The following is a 15,322-nucleotide window of genomic DNA, read 5'->3' on the forward strand; positions in this document are numbered from 1 at the left end:
CATGAAAGCAAGTGTCACTTACATTAAATATGCTAACAATATTTGAATTGTTATGCAAGTGCTACTTGCTTATTTATAATAACTCTTGTGGTTGGACCCGTAATTGTTATAGATTTAGCATTCACCTCAGAGATAAAGATGGTGAGCAGTGCGGTACTTCCGCCTATAGCAAAAAAATTAACTTAACAACCCAGGAGCAAGCTATCGCCTATGTGCGCTCGAACCAATTCAACTCGACAACGTCTGATCCAAGCAGCTTTGGAGTTATTTATATCTCGAGGTGTCAGTAGCACGACCACTCGCCAAATAGCAGAGTTAGCTCAAGTCAATGAAGTTACTTTATTTCGACATTTTGGTAATAAAAACGGATTATTATTGGCTGTAATTCAAGAATCAGAAGTATTTGGGAATTTGGGGGAATCTCTTATCCAGAAAGCGAATCCTCCAGAAAATGTTTACCAAGCACTCAAGGATTATGCAAGTGTTTGCTTGCATGCATTAGAAAAGAATCCAGAATTTGTCAGATCTGTAGTTGGTGAGGCTGACCAATATCCTACAGAAAATCGTCGTGCTTTAGGAAAAGTATTAACTGAAGCTAACGGTCATGTGGCAGAATATTTAGCTTCAGTAATTCAACAGGGTCATTTAACTACTCATTTAACAGCAGAAAAGTTAGCCAGCTTACTAAATGGAATTATATTAGGCTATACGGCGATCGAGTTCACAAGTGAGTTCCACGGACTTTGGGAAGACCGCGATGATTTTCTAGACAACTTGGTGGAATTATTTTTGCATGGAGCAATATCATCTGCAAATGACACTTCATCTGGATTATTGGTCCCTCAGAACGATAGAAATATTAGGACAGTAGCTGATTTACCGGCGAATTTAGTTAATCAAATTTTGCGACAAGCCAAAAAAGCAGGATTACAAGATTATGCTTTAGGATATGTTTTGTTTGGATCTGGATTGTCACCTACAGAAATTTGCAACTTAGAGCGATCGCATCAAATTACAGACACTCGCCAACATCTTTTACAAGTAACAACAAGTGGCGAACAAATGCGCCAAGTCCCTGTAAATCAATGGATTATGGGTAAACGTTATGGCTCTTATACTGCAAATCCATTAACTAAATGGTTGAAAATTCGTAAAGATAGTGAAAGTGCGATGTTTCTCAACGATGATGGTTTACCAATATCAGAATCAGAAATTGAGTCCCAATGGAGAGTTTGGACTGAAGAAATATTAACTCCAGAAGGAAAACCACCTGACGTAGCACAAGCTCAACAAACTTGGTGTGTCGAGATGTTAATGCGAGGCGTTAGCCTGGAAAATATTAGCATTATAACTAATTGGGATTTGGTCAAATTAGAACCCTATGCTCGCAGAGCAAAGGAAAAAGCAGCTATAGAAGAAGCAACTCGCTTGGATCGAAAACCTAATAATAGTTAGATAATGCGATCGCGGATAATAATTTTACTTATTAGAATTAAATATAATAGAAGAAATTGCTCCTTATACCAAATCCGATTTTTAAAAACCCTTTATATTTTTTGGGATTTCCCCCCACACTTCCCACACCTCCCACACTTCCCTCTCTCATTCTAAAAAGGGGTNATTAGTATTACTTGATCTGGGGTAGGGCGAATCACTACTTATATAGCAATCAGTTAACATAATAGATAACTTCAGCGCATAAGCGCAAGCATCGCAAATCCCGTTTCAATTGCTCAATCCGAATAATTATCAAACTAGTAATTATCAGCTTCTTCGACTTGTGCTTTCAGCGACTCGACAATCTCGCAACCAAGTTTTAATTGCTTGTCCAACAACACCATTGCTACTATCACGTGGAGGGGTCGGTGGTTTACTCTTAGGGTAAGAACCTGTTTGAGTAAACATCATTACCATATGCCAACCATCTTTAGTTTTAGTTAAAAACAAGCGATGAAATTGCTGCGACTGAATGGGTTTTTTTTGAATATATTTTCTTTCTAGAGTAGTAAAGAAAACTTGCTTAACGTCTTTATCTTGTGATTTTTTCGATCTATTTCCTGTATCTTCAAGAATGTTGGTAGGTAATGGCGAAAATTCAGGTTTTCCCGCCATCAACATATAACTGTAAGTTTGTGTAGTCCTGCTCAAACGACGAGACCGTTGGCTAACACGATTGGCGTAACCCGGTAGATCGCGTAATAACTTGGTCATTAATGCTTCTACATCTTTCTCCATACAAACAGATAATTTGCGAGAAAAATTTATGCTTTGTTTCTCTTGAAAATAATTACTATTACTTGTATCTTGCTGCTTACTCCAATTCGAAAGGTAAATTTCTCTAGAACTTTGAGAATGATTCAATCTTCCTGAAAACTTTGATACGTAATTACTAGATCCATAGACTGAATCAATCAAAGCCAAATTTATGACTTGGAAAAATAAGCTTGCGATGAATAAAGAAGCAATTTGTAGAGATTTGAATTTAGGGAGAAGCAAAGAATAAATTATTTTCATGTAGTTGTGATCAACTCTGCACAGATTTTTTCCCAAGCTAATATCGGCTCAGTAGATGCAGTAATAGGACGTCCAATAACTAAATAATTTGCTCCAGCCTTTATTGCTTGCGCGGGAGTAAAAGTTCGTTTTTGGTCGTCTTTGTCCGCCCAAGTGGGACGTACCCCAGGACAAACCAATAGAAAATCATCGCCACACACTTCGCGTAATTGGAATGCTTCTTGGGGCGAACATACAGATCCATTCAAACCAACTTCTTTTGCCATTAATGCCATTTGCAAGACATATTCAGGCAATTCTAAAGGTATTTTCAAGTCAAATGCTAACTGTCGTGAAGAAATACTTGTAAGCAAGCTAATAGCAATTAAACGCGGTGGCTGTAAACTAAGCTTATTTGCTTCCTCTGTTGCTGCTTCTTTCGCTGCTTTTAAAGCATCTTTCCCTGCTGCTGCGTGAATTGTCAATAAATCCACTCCATAACGAGCAGCGCTACGACAAGCACCAGCAACCGTGTTAGGAATATCGTGGAACTTCAAATCCAAAAAAATTTTTTTCTCTTTACACTTCAAATATTCCAAAACTTGTGGTCCAGAAGCAGTAAAAAGTTCTAAACCAACTTTCCAAAAACTAACTTCGTCTAATTTTTCTACTAATACGATCGCACTTTGCAGATCGGGAACATCTAAAGGAACGATAATTTTGTTATTTGTCACCGTTAAAAAGTAAGGGGTAATGGGTAATTGGTAATGGGTAATTGGTAATGGGTAATGGGTAACTGATAACTGTAGCCCGTAAGGGCGTGGCGTTAGCCATAAACTGTTAACTGTTAACTAATAACTGGTAAATCCCCAACTTACCCAACAAGCTTGATAAATTTCTTCTTACCAACTTGCAAAACTTGTCCTTCCAATTCACTAACTTGTTCAAATGTAGTATCAATATCGGTAATGCGATCGCCACTCAAACGCACGCCACCTTCTTGAATTTTTCGTCGACCTTCGCCACTACTTTTACACAAGCCACTAGCGTTAAGGATATAAAATAATTTTGCCGGAAATTCTACTTGAGTAAGGGAAAATTCAGGAATTTCTCCTTGTTTACCACCTGATTTTGCTGCGGCTTCAGCTTCTTGAACAGCTTTCTCCCCGTGATACTGTCTGACAATTTCTCTAGCTAGTAAATATTGCTGTTCGCGAGGATTTTCTGGTAATTTATCTAAAGGTAAATCAGTTAACAATTCAAAGTATTGCTTTAACAAACTATCTGGGACACCTTGTAGTTTTTGATACTTAGAGGCAGGGTGTTCTGGTAAAGCTACATAATTATTCAAAGATTTAGACATTTTTTGCTCGCCATCCGTACCAATTAAAAGAGGTAACAACAAGCAAAACTGTGGTTTTTGTCCAAAATGGCGCTGTAAATCTCGCCCTACAGCAAGATTAAATTTTTGGTCGGTACCGCCCAATTCTACATCTGCTTCTAAAGCAACAGAATCATAGCCCTGCATTAAAGGATAAAGAAACTCATGCAAGTAAATCGGATTTTCTTTTTTGTAGCGTTCGGCAAATCCTTCTTTTGCCAGCATTTGTCCAACAGTCATGGTAGAAAGTAATTCCAATATCTTGCCTAAATCTAACTTCCCAAGCCATTCTGAGTTATAACGGATTTCTAGTCGTCCGGGTGTATCAAAATCTAAAATCGGTCGAACTTGATCTATATAAGTTTGGGCATTTTTCTTCACCTCTTTTTCCGTAAGTTGCCGTCTGGTTTGGGATTTACCCGTCGGATCGCCAATACGAGCTGTAAAATCACCAATCAGGAGAATTGCGGTATGACCTGCATCTTGAAATGCTCGCAATTTCCGTACTGGTATGCTGTGTCCGAGGTGGATATCGGTACCTGTAGGGTCAATGCCAAATTTAATTCGTAAGGGACGATCTGTAGTTTCTAAAAGCTTTTCGAGACTTTCATTTTCACTTTCAGCATTTGAAGATTGAGGTAAAGGTTGAGGAAAAATTTCTACAGTGCCACGATGCAGCCAAGCAAAATCTTGCGCCATACTAGTAAATCCATTGTCAGTTATCGGTTAATCGCCATGCCATAAGGCTTGAATGTTAACAGTTAACAGCGAACAGTTAACAGTTTTTCAATAATTTAAGTAAATAACAAGTTTGTTAAGTCACTCTTGATTCGCCTGGGAGTTTACCTGCCAAGCTAATATAATTGCAGAAAATAAACCGCTTTGCTTTACCTGCTTAATTTACACGCTATATATACAAATGAGGAAGTAAAAACACCGTGTCGTCTAGGACTTTTGAACAAAATCAGCCCGAACGTCAAAATTTATCGGTTTTCGAGTTTGTCAAGGGAGTTGGTCAGGTAACTGGTGGTACTCTCCTTGCACTCGCAATGCTGACAAGCTCTATTGTAGCCGGAGGTTTGGTTGGTTTAGCAATCAGTTTCCGTAACCTACCGGATGTGAGACAGCTTCGTAGTTTTGTGCCTACAGAAACTACTCACATGTATGACGTAAAAGGTAAACTTTTGACTAGTATTCATGGTGAAGCGAACCGTGAAGTTGTACCTTTAGAAAAAATTTCTCCTCACCTCAAACGTGCTGTACTGGCGATGGAAGACGATCACTTCTATCAACACCACGGTATTAACCCTGCTGGTGTAGGACGTGCTTTGGTCGTAAACTTAAGGGGAGGTGAGGTTTCCCAGGGTGGTTCCACCATCACCATGCAATTGGTGAAAAACCTGTTTTTAAATCGCAGACGACAGTTTGAGCGAAAAATTGCAGAAGCTGTATTAGCTATTCGCTTAGAACAAATATTTAAAAAAAATCAAATTTTAGAAATGTACCTCAATCAAGTGTATTGGGGACATAATAATTATGGGGCTCAAACTGCTGCACGTAGTTACTTTAATAAAACTGCAGATAAACTTACGCTTGCTGAAGCGGCGATGATGGCAAGCTTAATTCAAGCACCAGAAAGATACAGTCCCTTTGGAAATATGAAAGGGGCAAAAGAACAACAAGAAATTGTTTTGGGGCGAATGCTGAAATTAAATTGGATCACCCCAGAAGAATATGAAGAAGCTGTCAAACAAGAAATTAAACTTGGTAAAATACAATCTTTCCGCAGTAGTAATTTGCCTTACATAACGAATGCTGTATCTCAGGAATTAGCGAAGAAGTTTGGGCGCGATGCTTTACTTAAAGGAGGTATGCGAGTACAAACCACTGTAGATATTAATTTTCAAAAAATGGCGGAGAAGACCGTCAGTAAGTGGCATAATCGACTTCTGCGGCGTGGATTATATAAAAATCAAATTGCTCTTGCTGCAGTAGATCCTCGAACTCATTTTGTGAAAGCACTAGTTGGCGGAGTAAATTATAAAACCAGTGAATTTAACCGCGCTACTCAAGCTTTGCGACAACCAGGTTCTTCATTTAAACCACTGGTTTATTACACAGCTTTCGCTACAGGTAAATATACTCCTAATACAACCGTCTACGATACGCCAGTAAGATATCGAGATGGTAGGGGTTGGTATTATCCCAGAAATTACGATAATAGTTTTGCTGGACCAATGCCAATTCGTAGAGCTTTGGCTTTATCCCGAAACGTTCCTGTAATCAAAGTGGGCAAAGCTATAGGGATGAATAAAGTTGTTGAAACTAGTCGCACTTTGGGAATTATGAGTCCAATGTCACCAGTTACATCCTTACCCTTGGGAGCAATTGGAGTAACCCCATTAGAAATGGCTGGTGCATATGCGACTTTAGCAAACTATGGTTGGCAATCTCCAACAACAGTCATGTTGCGTGTTACTGACAGTAGTGGTAATGTATTGTTAGATAATACACCTAAACCTCAGCTAGTTCTTGACCCTTGGGCTGCAGCCTCAACAATTGATATTATGCGCTCGGTTATTGCTCCAGGGGGTACAGCGCCCAATGCGGCAATTGGTCGTCCCGCAGCAGGGAAAACTGGAACTACTTCTTCTGAAAAAGATATTTGGTTTGTAGGTACAGTACCTCAACTAACAACTGCAGTTTGGGTAGGTAGAGATGACAATAGGACTTTATCTAGAGGTGCAACAGGAGGTGGAATGGTAGCTCCAGTGTGGCGCGATTTTATGATGCAAGCACTAAAAAATCAACCCAAAGAAAACTTTAAATCACCTTCAAAATTTCCTCGTCCAAAGTCCAGGTAAGCCCAATTTAAGCCAACTAATTACAGAGATGGCTTTTGCTTAAAGACTAGGAGATTTTCTGTTCTCTATCTTGCGACTCTTGCCCACCCTACGGGGTGGCTGCACCGGATTGCAACTTGCGTTGTTGCTTGGTAGTCGCGCTGTTCCCTGTTCCCTTTCAGGCAAAATACGACGTCCTAATTTTTATTATCTACTGTTAAAACTAATTTTGCCGATCTAACTCAGCTTTCATTCTTTCCAATGTCGAGTTCATTTGATCGAACATTTGTTGGGGGGTAACCCCAAACTGACCCAGTTGAGTTTTGAGTTGTTCCATGGTCATTTGCGCCATAAAATCTTCGGACAACTCAAAACGTTTCATGAACACTCGATAGCGTTCCATCATTGCTTCCATTTGTTCGATGAACAGCTTTTTGCCTTCTCGATCGAACTTGCCGTAACTATTACCAAGTTTGATTAGTCCTTGGTAGTCTTCAAAAAGTTGTTTTGCTTCTTGTTGTACTATATCAGAGTCGAAGAATCCCATTTTGCTTTATATAACCTGAGCGACAATACCCAGCAGCTTTTAATTTTCCCACTAGTTTTATTCTAGTGTAGGCAATTCATAAAGGTGAACAAGTTCGTTTTCGGGTACTGTTTTTTACCCAGATATCAACACTTGACTGTTTTATGGGGGATTGGCGACTAGCGACTGGGTAATAGGGTCAGGGTAATTCCGCAATAAGGCTGCAAGTCTCATATGGATTTAGCGTCTACGTCAAGCATGTGACGTAAAAATTCATTCACCAATCCCCCCCAATCCCCAGTCCCTAATCCCTAATCCCCACCAACAAACAAATTTATAAAGGGAAATGTTTAATCAGCGCAAAAGTCGAAGTATTGCTGCAATTCTAGCTTTTTCAGGAACATTGACAATTTCAGGATTGCATAAATTTTATTTAGGACAACCCCTGTGGGGTATTTTATACGTGTTACTATCTTGGACCCCAATTCCCAAAGTTGCCAGTGCAATCGAAGGGGTTTGGTATTTAGCTCAAGATGAAGAAGCTTTTGATCGCAATTTTAATTTGGGTAAATCCGCTGTTAAAAGTTTCAAACAAACCGGTCAGCAGGTATCATCTGTAGCTGAGGCTTTGCGAGAACTAGATTCTCTACGCCAAGATGGATTAATATCTGAATATGAATTTGAGCAAAAACGCCGCCAACTGCTAGATGAAATATCTTGAATCCAAAGAGCATCGTGAATAATTGGTTGCCATTAAATCCCAGACTACAGAGATTGCGTTCCAAATTACTTAACGATCCATATTATCGGCTACAATCTGCTGAAGAAATTGCGATCGCGGCTCAAGTTGGTATCCGTATCGATGTTAATCAAGCAACGGTAGATGATTGGTTGCGATTACCCGGTTTGTCAATTCACCAAGCTCGCTCTTTAGTTGAATTAGCGGCTGGAGGGGTAAAATTTTACTGTATAGAAGATATAGCAGCGGCTTTGAGTATGCCAATACAAAGATTAGAGGTACTCAAACCGATTCTTAGTTTTACTTATTACGATGAAGAATCTTTAGATAGCCCAGTTCACTTAATCAATCCCAACACAGCAGACGTAGAGAGTTTGGCAAAAATACCTTTTGTCGATCTATCTTTGGCGCAAGGTATAGTAGAAAACCGTTTATCGGCAGGGCCTTACCGAAATTTAGCAGATTTTAAGCGACGCCTAAAGCTACCCGCTGATGTAATTGCCCAACTGATGTATTTTTTGAGATTTTAGCGATCAGGTAATGGGTAATGAGTAATGAGTAATAAGTAATAAGTAATAAGTAATAAGTAACAAGTAATGTTAGCGTTCACCGCAGGTGCATCTTGGATGCGCTTACAGCGAACAGGGGGGCGCGTTAGCATTCGCCGCTCGTGGCGCGCGGTCTAGCGGGACACGTAAGTGTACACAGCGTACAGTAATGAGTAGGGAGGAGTTACTAGTCACCAATCCCCAGTCCCCAGTACCCAGTCCCCATATGCCGCTAAGAACGCGCGGCTGCTAACGCAGTGTACCGTAGGTATTGCGCCACGTTCATCCGTAGGATGCGTCCAAACGCGCAGCACCTTCTCAGCGGCGGCATGCAGTGCTATCCCCAAGCATCAAGTCGATCCAATGCGATCAAAAGGCCAAAACCGAAATACTGCGCGACCAATGATATTTTCTTTGGGAACGAAACACCAATAGCGGGAATCTCGACTATCGTTACGATTGTCCCCCAAAACAAAAAATTCATTAGTTGGAACTAGCTGCTGTTGACAAAATTGTGGATTTTCTCTGTCCGGGTAAGGACGTTCTGGAGCTTCGGCAATGTAGTTTTCTTCCAAGGGTTCATTGTTAAGAAATACTGTGCCATCTTTTATCGCAACCGTTTTTCCCGGTTCGCCAATTATTCGTTTAATAAAGGCTTGGTCCTTCTCAAATCCTTGACGCTGTAATCTTTCTGGTGGCAAAAAAACTATAATGTCACCAATTTTTGGTGGATGAAAACGATAGGATATTTTTTCTATAATTAGGCGATCGCCAGTATGTAAAGTTGGAAGCATTGAACCTGTAGGGATCAATCGAGGTTCAGCGATAAAAGTACGAATTAAAAACGCTAATAATAAAGCAATACCAATTACGATTAGGTTTTCTCGCAGACTGTTCCATCGATTGAGGGCTACTTTTTTTGATTCACTTTCTTTAGAATTCATAATACATATTCAAAAATTAAACAGATACCTTGATTATTTTGAAGCTAAAGGTATGCTTCTTTGCCATGCCGACTTTACACCTTGTCTCTTTTGTGAGTAGTAATACTTAGATAACTTTTAATATTTTCTATATTTTCTCTGAGCCTAACTGGACCTATGAAATTATAAACTAAGCTTTTCAGCAAATTTCAGTTTTACATTCTTCTTCTGATCAGGTCAATTGACAAACAACCTTGCGATCAGTGTTATTAATGCTTTGTCTTGGATTTTATTCAGTTCAAAATTTATGCAATGAAGCCAGTTGTTACTTGTTTGATTTTTACTTGTTTGATTTTTACTTGTTTGATTTTTACTTGTCTAAATCACTTCACTTGTTTAAATAACCAACTACAAGTAATAATCTGACCCGATTTCAACAAATATAGCTTATTACCAACAGAATAAGAATTTTTGTCCTAACCTGTTTACTTGAGAAGAATTAATAATAAAAATATAATATTTCATTCTTATAAAGCTCTTAACGCTCTATATGACTCAAAATTCGCTATTTGCTTGATTGTTGCTCTCTAGACATGTACTTGAAAAGATAAAAATTATAATCAGTATCAAAAGTTACGAATTATCGAAATGCATCCAACCAACCCATTTGTGGCCGGTCCAAAGCTACAAAACCCACAATTGTTTGTAGGTCGAAAAGAAGAGTTACAAGCAATATTTTCTCGAATGAGTGGCGTGCAACCAACTAGTGTGAGTATTGTTGGTGAAACACAAATTGGTAAATCTTCTCTGCTGTATTACTTCTCTGTGATTTGGCACTCAAAGGTGAGAAATCCGAATAAATATGTAGTTATTTATATATCCCTAAAAAAAGCATATTGCCAAAAAGAAGAAAATTTTTATGGAATTATCGCTCAAGATTTATTGAGTTGTTCTGGGGTACAAGCAAAACCTATTTTAAAAGAGCTCTTGCAAAAAAAATCTCTCGATAGAATTGGATTTTCTACAGCAATAGCAGAATTTGAACATCAAGGTTTGCTCCCAGTTCTTTGTCTAGATGATTTTGAAAATCTTTTGAAATATCCTAAGGAATTCGACAATGGTTTCTATGATAATTTACGTTCTTTAATGGATAACAATGTTCTGATGCTTATCTTAGCATCTTGTGAAACTCTGAATATTTATGCAGATAAGTATCGTTTTGTGTCTCGCTTTTTCAATGTCGGTCATACTATCAAATTAAGTGAATTTACATCAGATGAAGCCATTGAACTCACAAAATTATCTGATATGACTGCAAATGATAAAAAGCCACTTTTAAATACTGAGGAGCAGAAATGTGTATATTCTTGGGGAAAATGTCATCCTTATTTATTGCAATTAGCCGCCTCTTATTTATGGGAATCTCGTTACAACCATAAGGGTATCAAATGGGCAAAAAAACAATTTGAACAACAGAAAAAATTATTTGAGCAAGAGAAAAAAAGAAAATCGCCTCATCTACCTTACTTTTTGAAAAAAGAAAAACCCGAGAAAAATAATATTTTTTGGTGGTTTAAAAAACTACCAATAATCATAGGGGGATTTGTTGAGACTTTAGAAAATTTTACTAAAAGCATTATTGGATTAGTTATTTTAAGTTTGTTGATTTTGGTCGTGGTGAAAGTTTTACCTGTGGAGACTTTTGTCAAATACTTTCGAGATTTAATAGGGAGATAGTTATGACTCAGAGTATATTCATATCAAATGTTCAGACCTATCTAAGTGAATGCATACGTATTCTTTATAGTTCATACTTTCAGCCCTATAGCTTCCAAAATTGGCTCGCTGAAATACACCCAGAATTAAAACCAAAAGATAATCCCTTTAAATATCAAGCTGATTTCGCAAATAACCCTCCTTTAAAAAAATACGCAGAGCAAGTTTGGTGGATAACGGCTGTAGTTCCTCTTATAGTTGTTGTACCCATAGGATTATTAATACAGACAACACTTGGTAATTTTAACTGGGTATTGAGCTTGCTTTTTTTTGTAGGTTGGTGGATTGGTTTAGGCTTAGCACGGAGCGAGAATCAGAGACTAGAGACATGGTTTAAAGGACTTTTCGTATTTGTACTTGCAATACTAATCGTTGCTCAGTTTTTAGTACCTTCTGAGGTTCAAGTTATAGGTTGGGGTGCTGCTTTAGGTATTGCTTGGGGAGTTGCTTGGGGTATCGGATGGGGAATGATTTTAGGGGTTGCATTGGTATTAATATTAGGGATTATATTTGTCCTTTTATTGAGTCTGATTAAATGGCGTTTGGCTTGGCGCGTAGGCTGGATAGTTGCTTCTGGCGCAACTTCAGGTGTAGTACTGGGCTTTGCACTGGGAGTATTATTCGGAGTTGGTTGGGGAGTAGATTCTGACCCGAAGTTAGTTGAATGTTTGGGGATATTATTTCTTCTAGTTCCCGTTATTGTTTGGTTTGTAGAAGTTATTTGGATGTCAGTATTATTTTTAATTTCCCTACGTACTGATGCCGCATCATTATTACTTTACTTACCAGTTCGTTTCGACCAACGTATCATCATACCGTTACCTTTTATGGCGCAGATGATTGCGAATGCTTATCTTCAAAACCAAGCGATTGCACGTGAAACAATCGATTATTTAATTAATTCTACAAGCCAACAAAGGGTAGCAGCAGATGCGATCGCTACAATTGCTTTGCATAGCCTCAAAAAATGTGAAACTATTGACGATATTGCAAAAGTTGCAAATCAACTCGATTGGACTCCTTTACCAATATCTCAAGATAAAAATTGGGTAGTACCCAGTTTTTTAGATGTTAGCCAGAATGTTAATTCTGCGATTCATGCTAGTTCCACCTATCGTGGTTATCAAACCCTGCAAGATTCGATTTGTAACTTACGAGAAGTTACCGATAAATTAGCTAGAGAACGAAATTCTCGTTTGGCTGCGACGTTCGGGAGTATAGCTGAACGGTGGCTAGAACTAATGACAGCACGAAAAGATGAATGGAGAAAAGAGACAATTGAGTCAGAGGAAATTCGACAAGTATATATCCCTGGTAGTGCTTTAGATCCTGACAAAGCCCAAGAACGTTTTAAAGGGAGACACAAAATATTTCAGGAAATTGAAACTATAGCCCTTTTAGACCCACCACCTGCATTACTACTTTACGGAGGACGTCGTACCGGAAAAACTTCGGCTCTTAAATACCTACCGCGTAGGGTAGGAGCTAATCTTATACCTTTACTAATTGATATTCAAGGAGCAGCTGCTGCAACGACTCTTACAGGTTTAGCAGAACAAATAGCAAAACAAATTGTTCAATCTGCAAAGCGCTTACCCCGACGTTTAAATTTACCAGAACCAAATCAGAGAAAGTTAGAAAAAGAGCCATTTTTAGCTCTTCAAGATTGGTTATTACAAATAGAACGTGTTGTTCCAAATAAAAGATTTCTTCTGTGCTTAGATGAATATGAAAGATTAAGTGAAATAATCGAAGCAACAGGTACTAAAGCTCCACTTAATTTTTTACGCCATATTCTACAGCATATGCCTGCTTGGACTCTATTATTTAGTGGTTCCCACGAGTTATCAGAACAACCACCTTATTGGAGTGATTACTTAATTAATACCCGCGCTTTGCGAATGACTTTTTTAGAAGAGTCGGAAGCACGAGATTTAATTTTGCGTCCCGTTAAGGATTTTTCCCATACCATTTATGAAAATGACGCTGTAGATGAAATTATTAAGGTTACTCATTGTCAGCCATATCTAGTTCAATTAGTATGTTTTGAATTGATAGAGCGACTAAATGAAATAATTAAAAAGGAAAAAAGAGTTCGCGGTATAACAAGAGCTTCGTTAGAAGACGTTAAAGCCGTTATCCCTGTAGTTATAGAACGGGGCGATCAATATTTTCGAGAACAATGGTCTCGTTTTACAGATGAAGAAAAAAACTTCCTCTATCGCCTATCAGACGGTGAGAAACCCAAACGTGAAGATAAATTAATAGTGCGATCGCTAGTACGGAAAGAAGTCTTAAAGCAAGAAGCTGTGTTTGGAATAAATACTGACTTATTTGGAAAATTAAGTTTCAATGTGCCTTTATTCCGGAAGTATGTGGAAATGTCTTAGAGAATTATAAGGGATGCTTCAAAAGCAATTATTCTCATAATTTATAAACTATAGGGGCACACATCAGTGTGCCCGAATGAATATCATATTTTTATTTTGAATAATCTAGTGAGAAAATATTACTGACCAAATAAAAAATCAGCTACGATAATAACGGAATTATACTAATTTTTAGGATTTAATAATAAGTTATCATTGCGAATAAAATAATCAAAAAAAGTTAGATAATACTATTACTTTTTCCTAAATGTAAACGCTACGCAAACGATTCATTACATCATAAATGAATAAAAATCAAATTTTATACATTCCTCAGACAAATAAAAAGAATATTCAATCAGCATATATATGAGTGAATAAATACTTTTTAAAAAAGAGGATTTAAAAGGATAAATCACTTTATTAACTTGATTATATAGTCGTATTTATGTAAGTCTTTATATATCGGAGTAAAAGATAGCATGAATGTATTTTTTCTGGTGTACTAATAATTCTCTAAGCTTCCATAAAAATTTTAATTTTGTCATATAGGATGCATTTTACATTCATAAATATGAGTTAAAAGAATGCATTAAACCTGTAATGAAAGGGTAAATGCAAAGTTGAGATACAAAAGTATTCTATTCAAAATTACTTTCTTAATATGAATATTAATTATCGCAATCCCTTTGTAATAGATGGAATTCTTAAGGATCGCCGATTATTTGTAGGTCGTGAAGATGAGATGAGAGCTATTGTAAATAGAATGACAGGAATACAGCCGATAAGTATCAATATTATCGGTGAGAAAAAAATTGGTAAATCCTCTCTTCTTTATCATTTTTATCAAACTTGGAGAGAAAGAGTTATAAACGATGAAAAATATATCGTAATTTATTTATCACTCTCTCGTTGTCAAACAGAAGGGGATTTTTATGAAGAAGTAGTAGATAATTTAGTAGAAAGTTCAAATCAACCACTCATTTATCTAAAAAAAACTTTTCTAAATAAATCTATCAATCGTAGAAAATTTTCTAGGATAATCAGGAGTTTTCAAGAGAAGAAAATATTACCAGTTATTTGCTTGGATGATTTTGGTCGATTATTGGAACGCCCACAAAAATTTGATAAGGGATTTTATGACCATTTACGCTACTTAATGGATGATAGCGCTTTAATGCTAGTAATAGCATCACGTAGAAGTCTTGCAGATTATGCTCGTGAGAAAGAATTAAGTTCTCCTTTTTTCAATATTGGTCATACTTTAGAATTAGGAAAATTAACAGAAGATGAAGCGATAAAGATTACATCACTTATTAGTAAAAACAAAATATCAGCAGAGCTACATTTAAACGAACAAAAAAAAGCGATAGAATGGGGCGAATTACATCCTTATAAATTACAATTATCCTGTTTTTATTTATGGGAAGCACGTCAACAAGGTAGGGATATAAAATGGGCAAGAATTAAGTTTATAAAAAATATAAATGTTAGACAAAGTAAGATTACTTTCCTAAAATTAAATCATTGGGATAAATTATTGAGTATATTCTCTTCCTTAGGTAAGTTTTCCTTCGATGTTGGTGATTTTTTTGATAAGTTTCACAAGGCAATTATCGGGATTGCTTTATTGATTTCTATAGTTCTTATTTGCTTAGATAAGTTGGAAGTTAGTGATTTAATACAAAAATTTTTTAATGAACTATTTGAGATTGGAAATTAGT

At 37.2% G+C, this 15,322-nt stretch carries 12 protein-coding genes; 7 read left to right on the plus strand and 5 right to left on the minus strand.

Annotated features, from left to right (window positions below; translation table 11 throughout):
• The first annotated feature begins 210 nt into the window (after nt 1–210).
• Nucleotides 211–1,455 carry a TetR family transcriptional regulator gene (locus tag BC008_RS40165; RefSeq protein ID WP_027844169.1) on the plus strand — a complete coding sequence of 415 codons (1,245 nt, stop codon included), beginning with the start codon at nt 211–213 and terminating at the stop codon, nt 1,453–1,455.
• 309 nt (nt 1,456–1,764) lie between these two features.
• Here BC008_RS40165 and BC008_RS40170 read toward each other — a convergent pair whose 3' ends face one another.
• From BC008_RS40170 to tyrS, 3 genes are all read right to left on the minus strand, one after another.
• Complete coding sequence (locus tag BC008_RS40170; RefSeq protein WP_153009675.1) at nt 1,765–2,514, minus strand: hypothetical protein; 750 nt, start codon at nt 2,512–2,514, stop codon at nt 1,765–1,767.
• Entirely contained in the window at nt 2,511–3,227 is a 717-nt protein-coding gene (gene pyrF / locus BC008_RS40175) for an orotidine-5'-phosphate decarboxylase (RefSeq protein ID WP_027847009.1), read from the minus strand. Before pyrF ends, BC008_RS40170 begins: the two co-directional genes overlap by 4 nt.
• A 140-nt stretch (nt 3,228–3,367) precedes the next feature.
• Nucleotides 3,368–4,573: a tyrosine--tRNA ligase gene (gene tyrS / locus BC008_RS40180; protein WP_027846133.1), complete on the minus strand. Its 1,206-nt coding sequence runs from the start codon at nt 4,571–4,573 to the stop codon at nt 3,368–3,370.
• A 239-nt stretch (nt 4,574–4,812) separates the two neighbouring features.
• Between tyrS and BC008_RS40185 the strand changes: the two genes are divergently transcribed.
• The gene (locus BC008_RS40185; RefSeq protein WP_027846134.1) at nt 4,813–6,738 is read left to right on the plus strand and encodes a transglycosylase domain-containing protein; all 1,926 of its coding nucleotides are present in this window, start codon (nt 4,813–4,815) and stop codon (nt 6,736–6,738) included.
• Nucleotides 6,739–6,940: 202 nt separating this feature from the next.
• On the opposite strand, the gene BC008_RS40190 is transcribed toward BC008_RS40185, so the two are convergent.
• Complete coding sequence (locus BC008_RS40190) at nt 6,941–7,264, minus strand: DUF1825 family protein (RefSeq protein WP_027846135.1); 324 nt, start codon at nt 7,262–7,264, stop codon at nt 6,941–6,943.
• A gap of 325 nt (nt 7,265–7,589) precedes the next feature.
• On the opposite strand from BC008_RS40190, the gene BC008_RS40195 reads away from it, so the two are divergent.
• Together BC008_RS40195 and BC008_RS40200 are read left to right on the plus strand one after the other, a co-directional pair.
• Nucleotides 7,590–7,964 (plus strand): NINE protein, encoded by a 375-nt coding sequence (locus BC008_RS40195; RefSeq protein ID WP_027846136.1) that lies wholly within the window; start codon nt 7,590–7,592, stop codon nt 7,962–7,964.
• 14 nt (nt 7,965–7,978) lie between these two features.
• Nucleotides 7,979–8,512, plus strand: a complete 534-nt coding sequence (locus BC008_RS40200; protein ID WP_027846137.1) for a helix-hairpin-helix domain-containing protein — start codon at nt 7,979–7,981, stop codon at nt 8,510–8,512.
• Between the two features lie 368 nt (nt 8,513–8,880).
• Here the strand turns inward: BC008_RS40200 and lepB are convergent, their stop codons facing one another.
• A complete protein-coding gene (gene lepB / locus BC008_RS40205; RefSeq protein WP_027842706.1) occupies nt 8,881–9,474 on the minus strand; it encodes a signal peptidase I in 594 nt (197 codons plus the stop codon).
• 747 nt (nt 9,475–10,221) lie between these two features.
• Here lepB and BC008_RS40210 point away from each other — a divergent pair.
• The 3 genes from BC008_RS40210 to BC008_RS40220 all read left to right on the plus strand — a co-directional run bounded on the left by BC008_RS40210 (nt 10,222) and on the right by BC008_RS40220 (nt 15,321).
• On the plus strand, nt 10,222–11,190 hold the full coding sequence (locus BC008_RS40210; protein WP_235595946.1) for an AAA-like domain-containing protein: 969 nt from the start codon (nt 10,222–10,224) through the stop codon (nt 11,188–11,190).
• Between the two features lie 2 nt (nt 11,191–11,192).
• Nucleotides 11,193–13,619 carry a DUF456 domain-containing protein gene (locus tag BC008_RS40215; RefSeq protein ID WP_027842707.1) on the plus strand — a complete coding sequence of 809 codons (2,427 nt, stop codon included), beginning with the start codon at nt 11,193–11,195 and terminating at the stop codon, nt 13,617–13,619.
• A gap of 643 nt (nt 13,620–14,262) precedes the next feature.
• On the plus strand, nt 14,263–15,321 hold the full coding sequence (locus tag BC008_RS40220) for a TniB family NTP-binding protein (protein WP_027842708.1): 1,059 nt from the start codon (nt 14,263–14,265) through the stop codon (nt 15,319–15,321).
• The last annotated feature ends 1 nt before the right edge of the window (nt 15,322 follow it).

Source organism: Mastigocoleus testarum BC008 (assembly GCF_001456025.1).
In the GTDB taxonomy this organism is placed as follows: Bacteria; Cyanobacteriota; Cyanobacteriia; order Cyanobacteriales; family Nostocaceae; genus Mastigocoleus; species Mastigocoleus testarum.

What these genes read in the sequence shown, in the direction of transcription:
- BC008_RS40215 (WP_027842707.1), top strand. Translation starts at nt 11,193, where the DNA reads ATGACTCAGAGTATATTCATATCAAATGTTCAGACCTATCTAAGTGAA.
- tyrS (WP_027846133.1), bottom strand. Translation starts at nt 4,573, where the DNA reads ATGGCGCAAGATTTTGCTTGGCTGCATCGTGGCACTGTAGAAATTTTT.
- BC008_RS40165 (WP_027844169.1), top strand. Translation starts at nt 211, where the DNA reads ATGTGCGCTCGAACCAATTCAACTCGACAACGTCTGATCCAAGCAGCT.
- BC008_RS40170 (WP_153009675.1), bottom strand. Translation starts at nt 2,514, where the DNA reads ATGAAAATAATTTATTCTTTGCTTCTCCCTAAATTCAAATCTCTACAA.
- lepB (WP_027842706.1), bottom strand. Translation starts at nt 9,474, where the DNA reads ATGAATTCTAAAGAAAGTGAATCAAAAAAAGTAGCCCTCAATCGATGG.
- BC008_RS40195 (WP_027846136.1), top strand. Translation starts at nt 7,590, where the DNA reads ATGTTTAATCAGCGCAAAAGTCGAAGTATTGCTGCAATTCTAGCTTTT.
- BC008_RS40190 (WP_027846135.1), bottom strand. Translation starts at nt 7,264, where the DNA reads ATGGGATTCTTCGACTCTGATATAGTACAACAAGAAGCAAAACAACTT.
- BC008_RS40220 (WP_027842708.1), top strand. Translation starts at nt 14,263, where the DNA reads ATGAATATTAATTATCGCAATCCCTTTGTAATAGATGGAATTCTTAAG.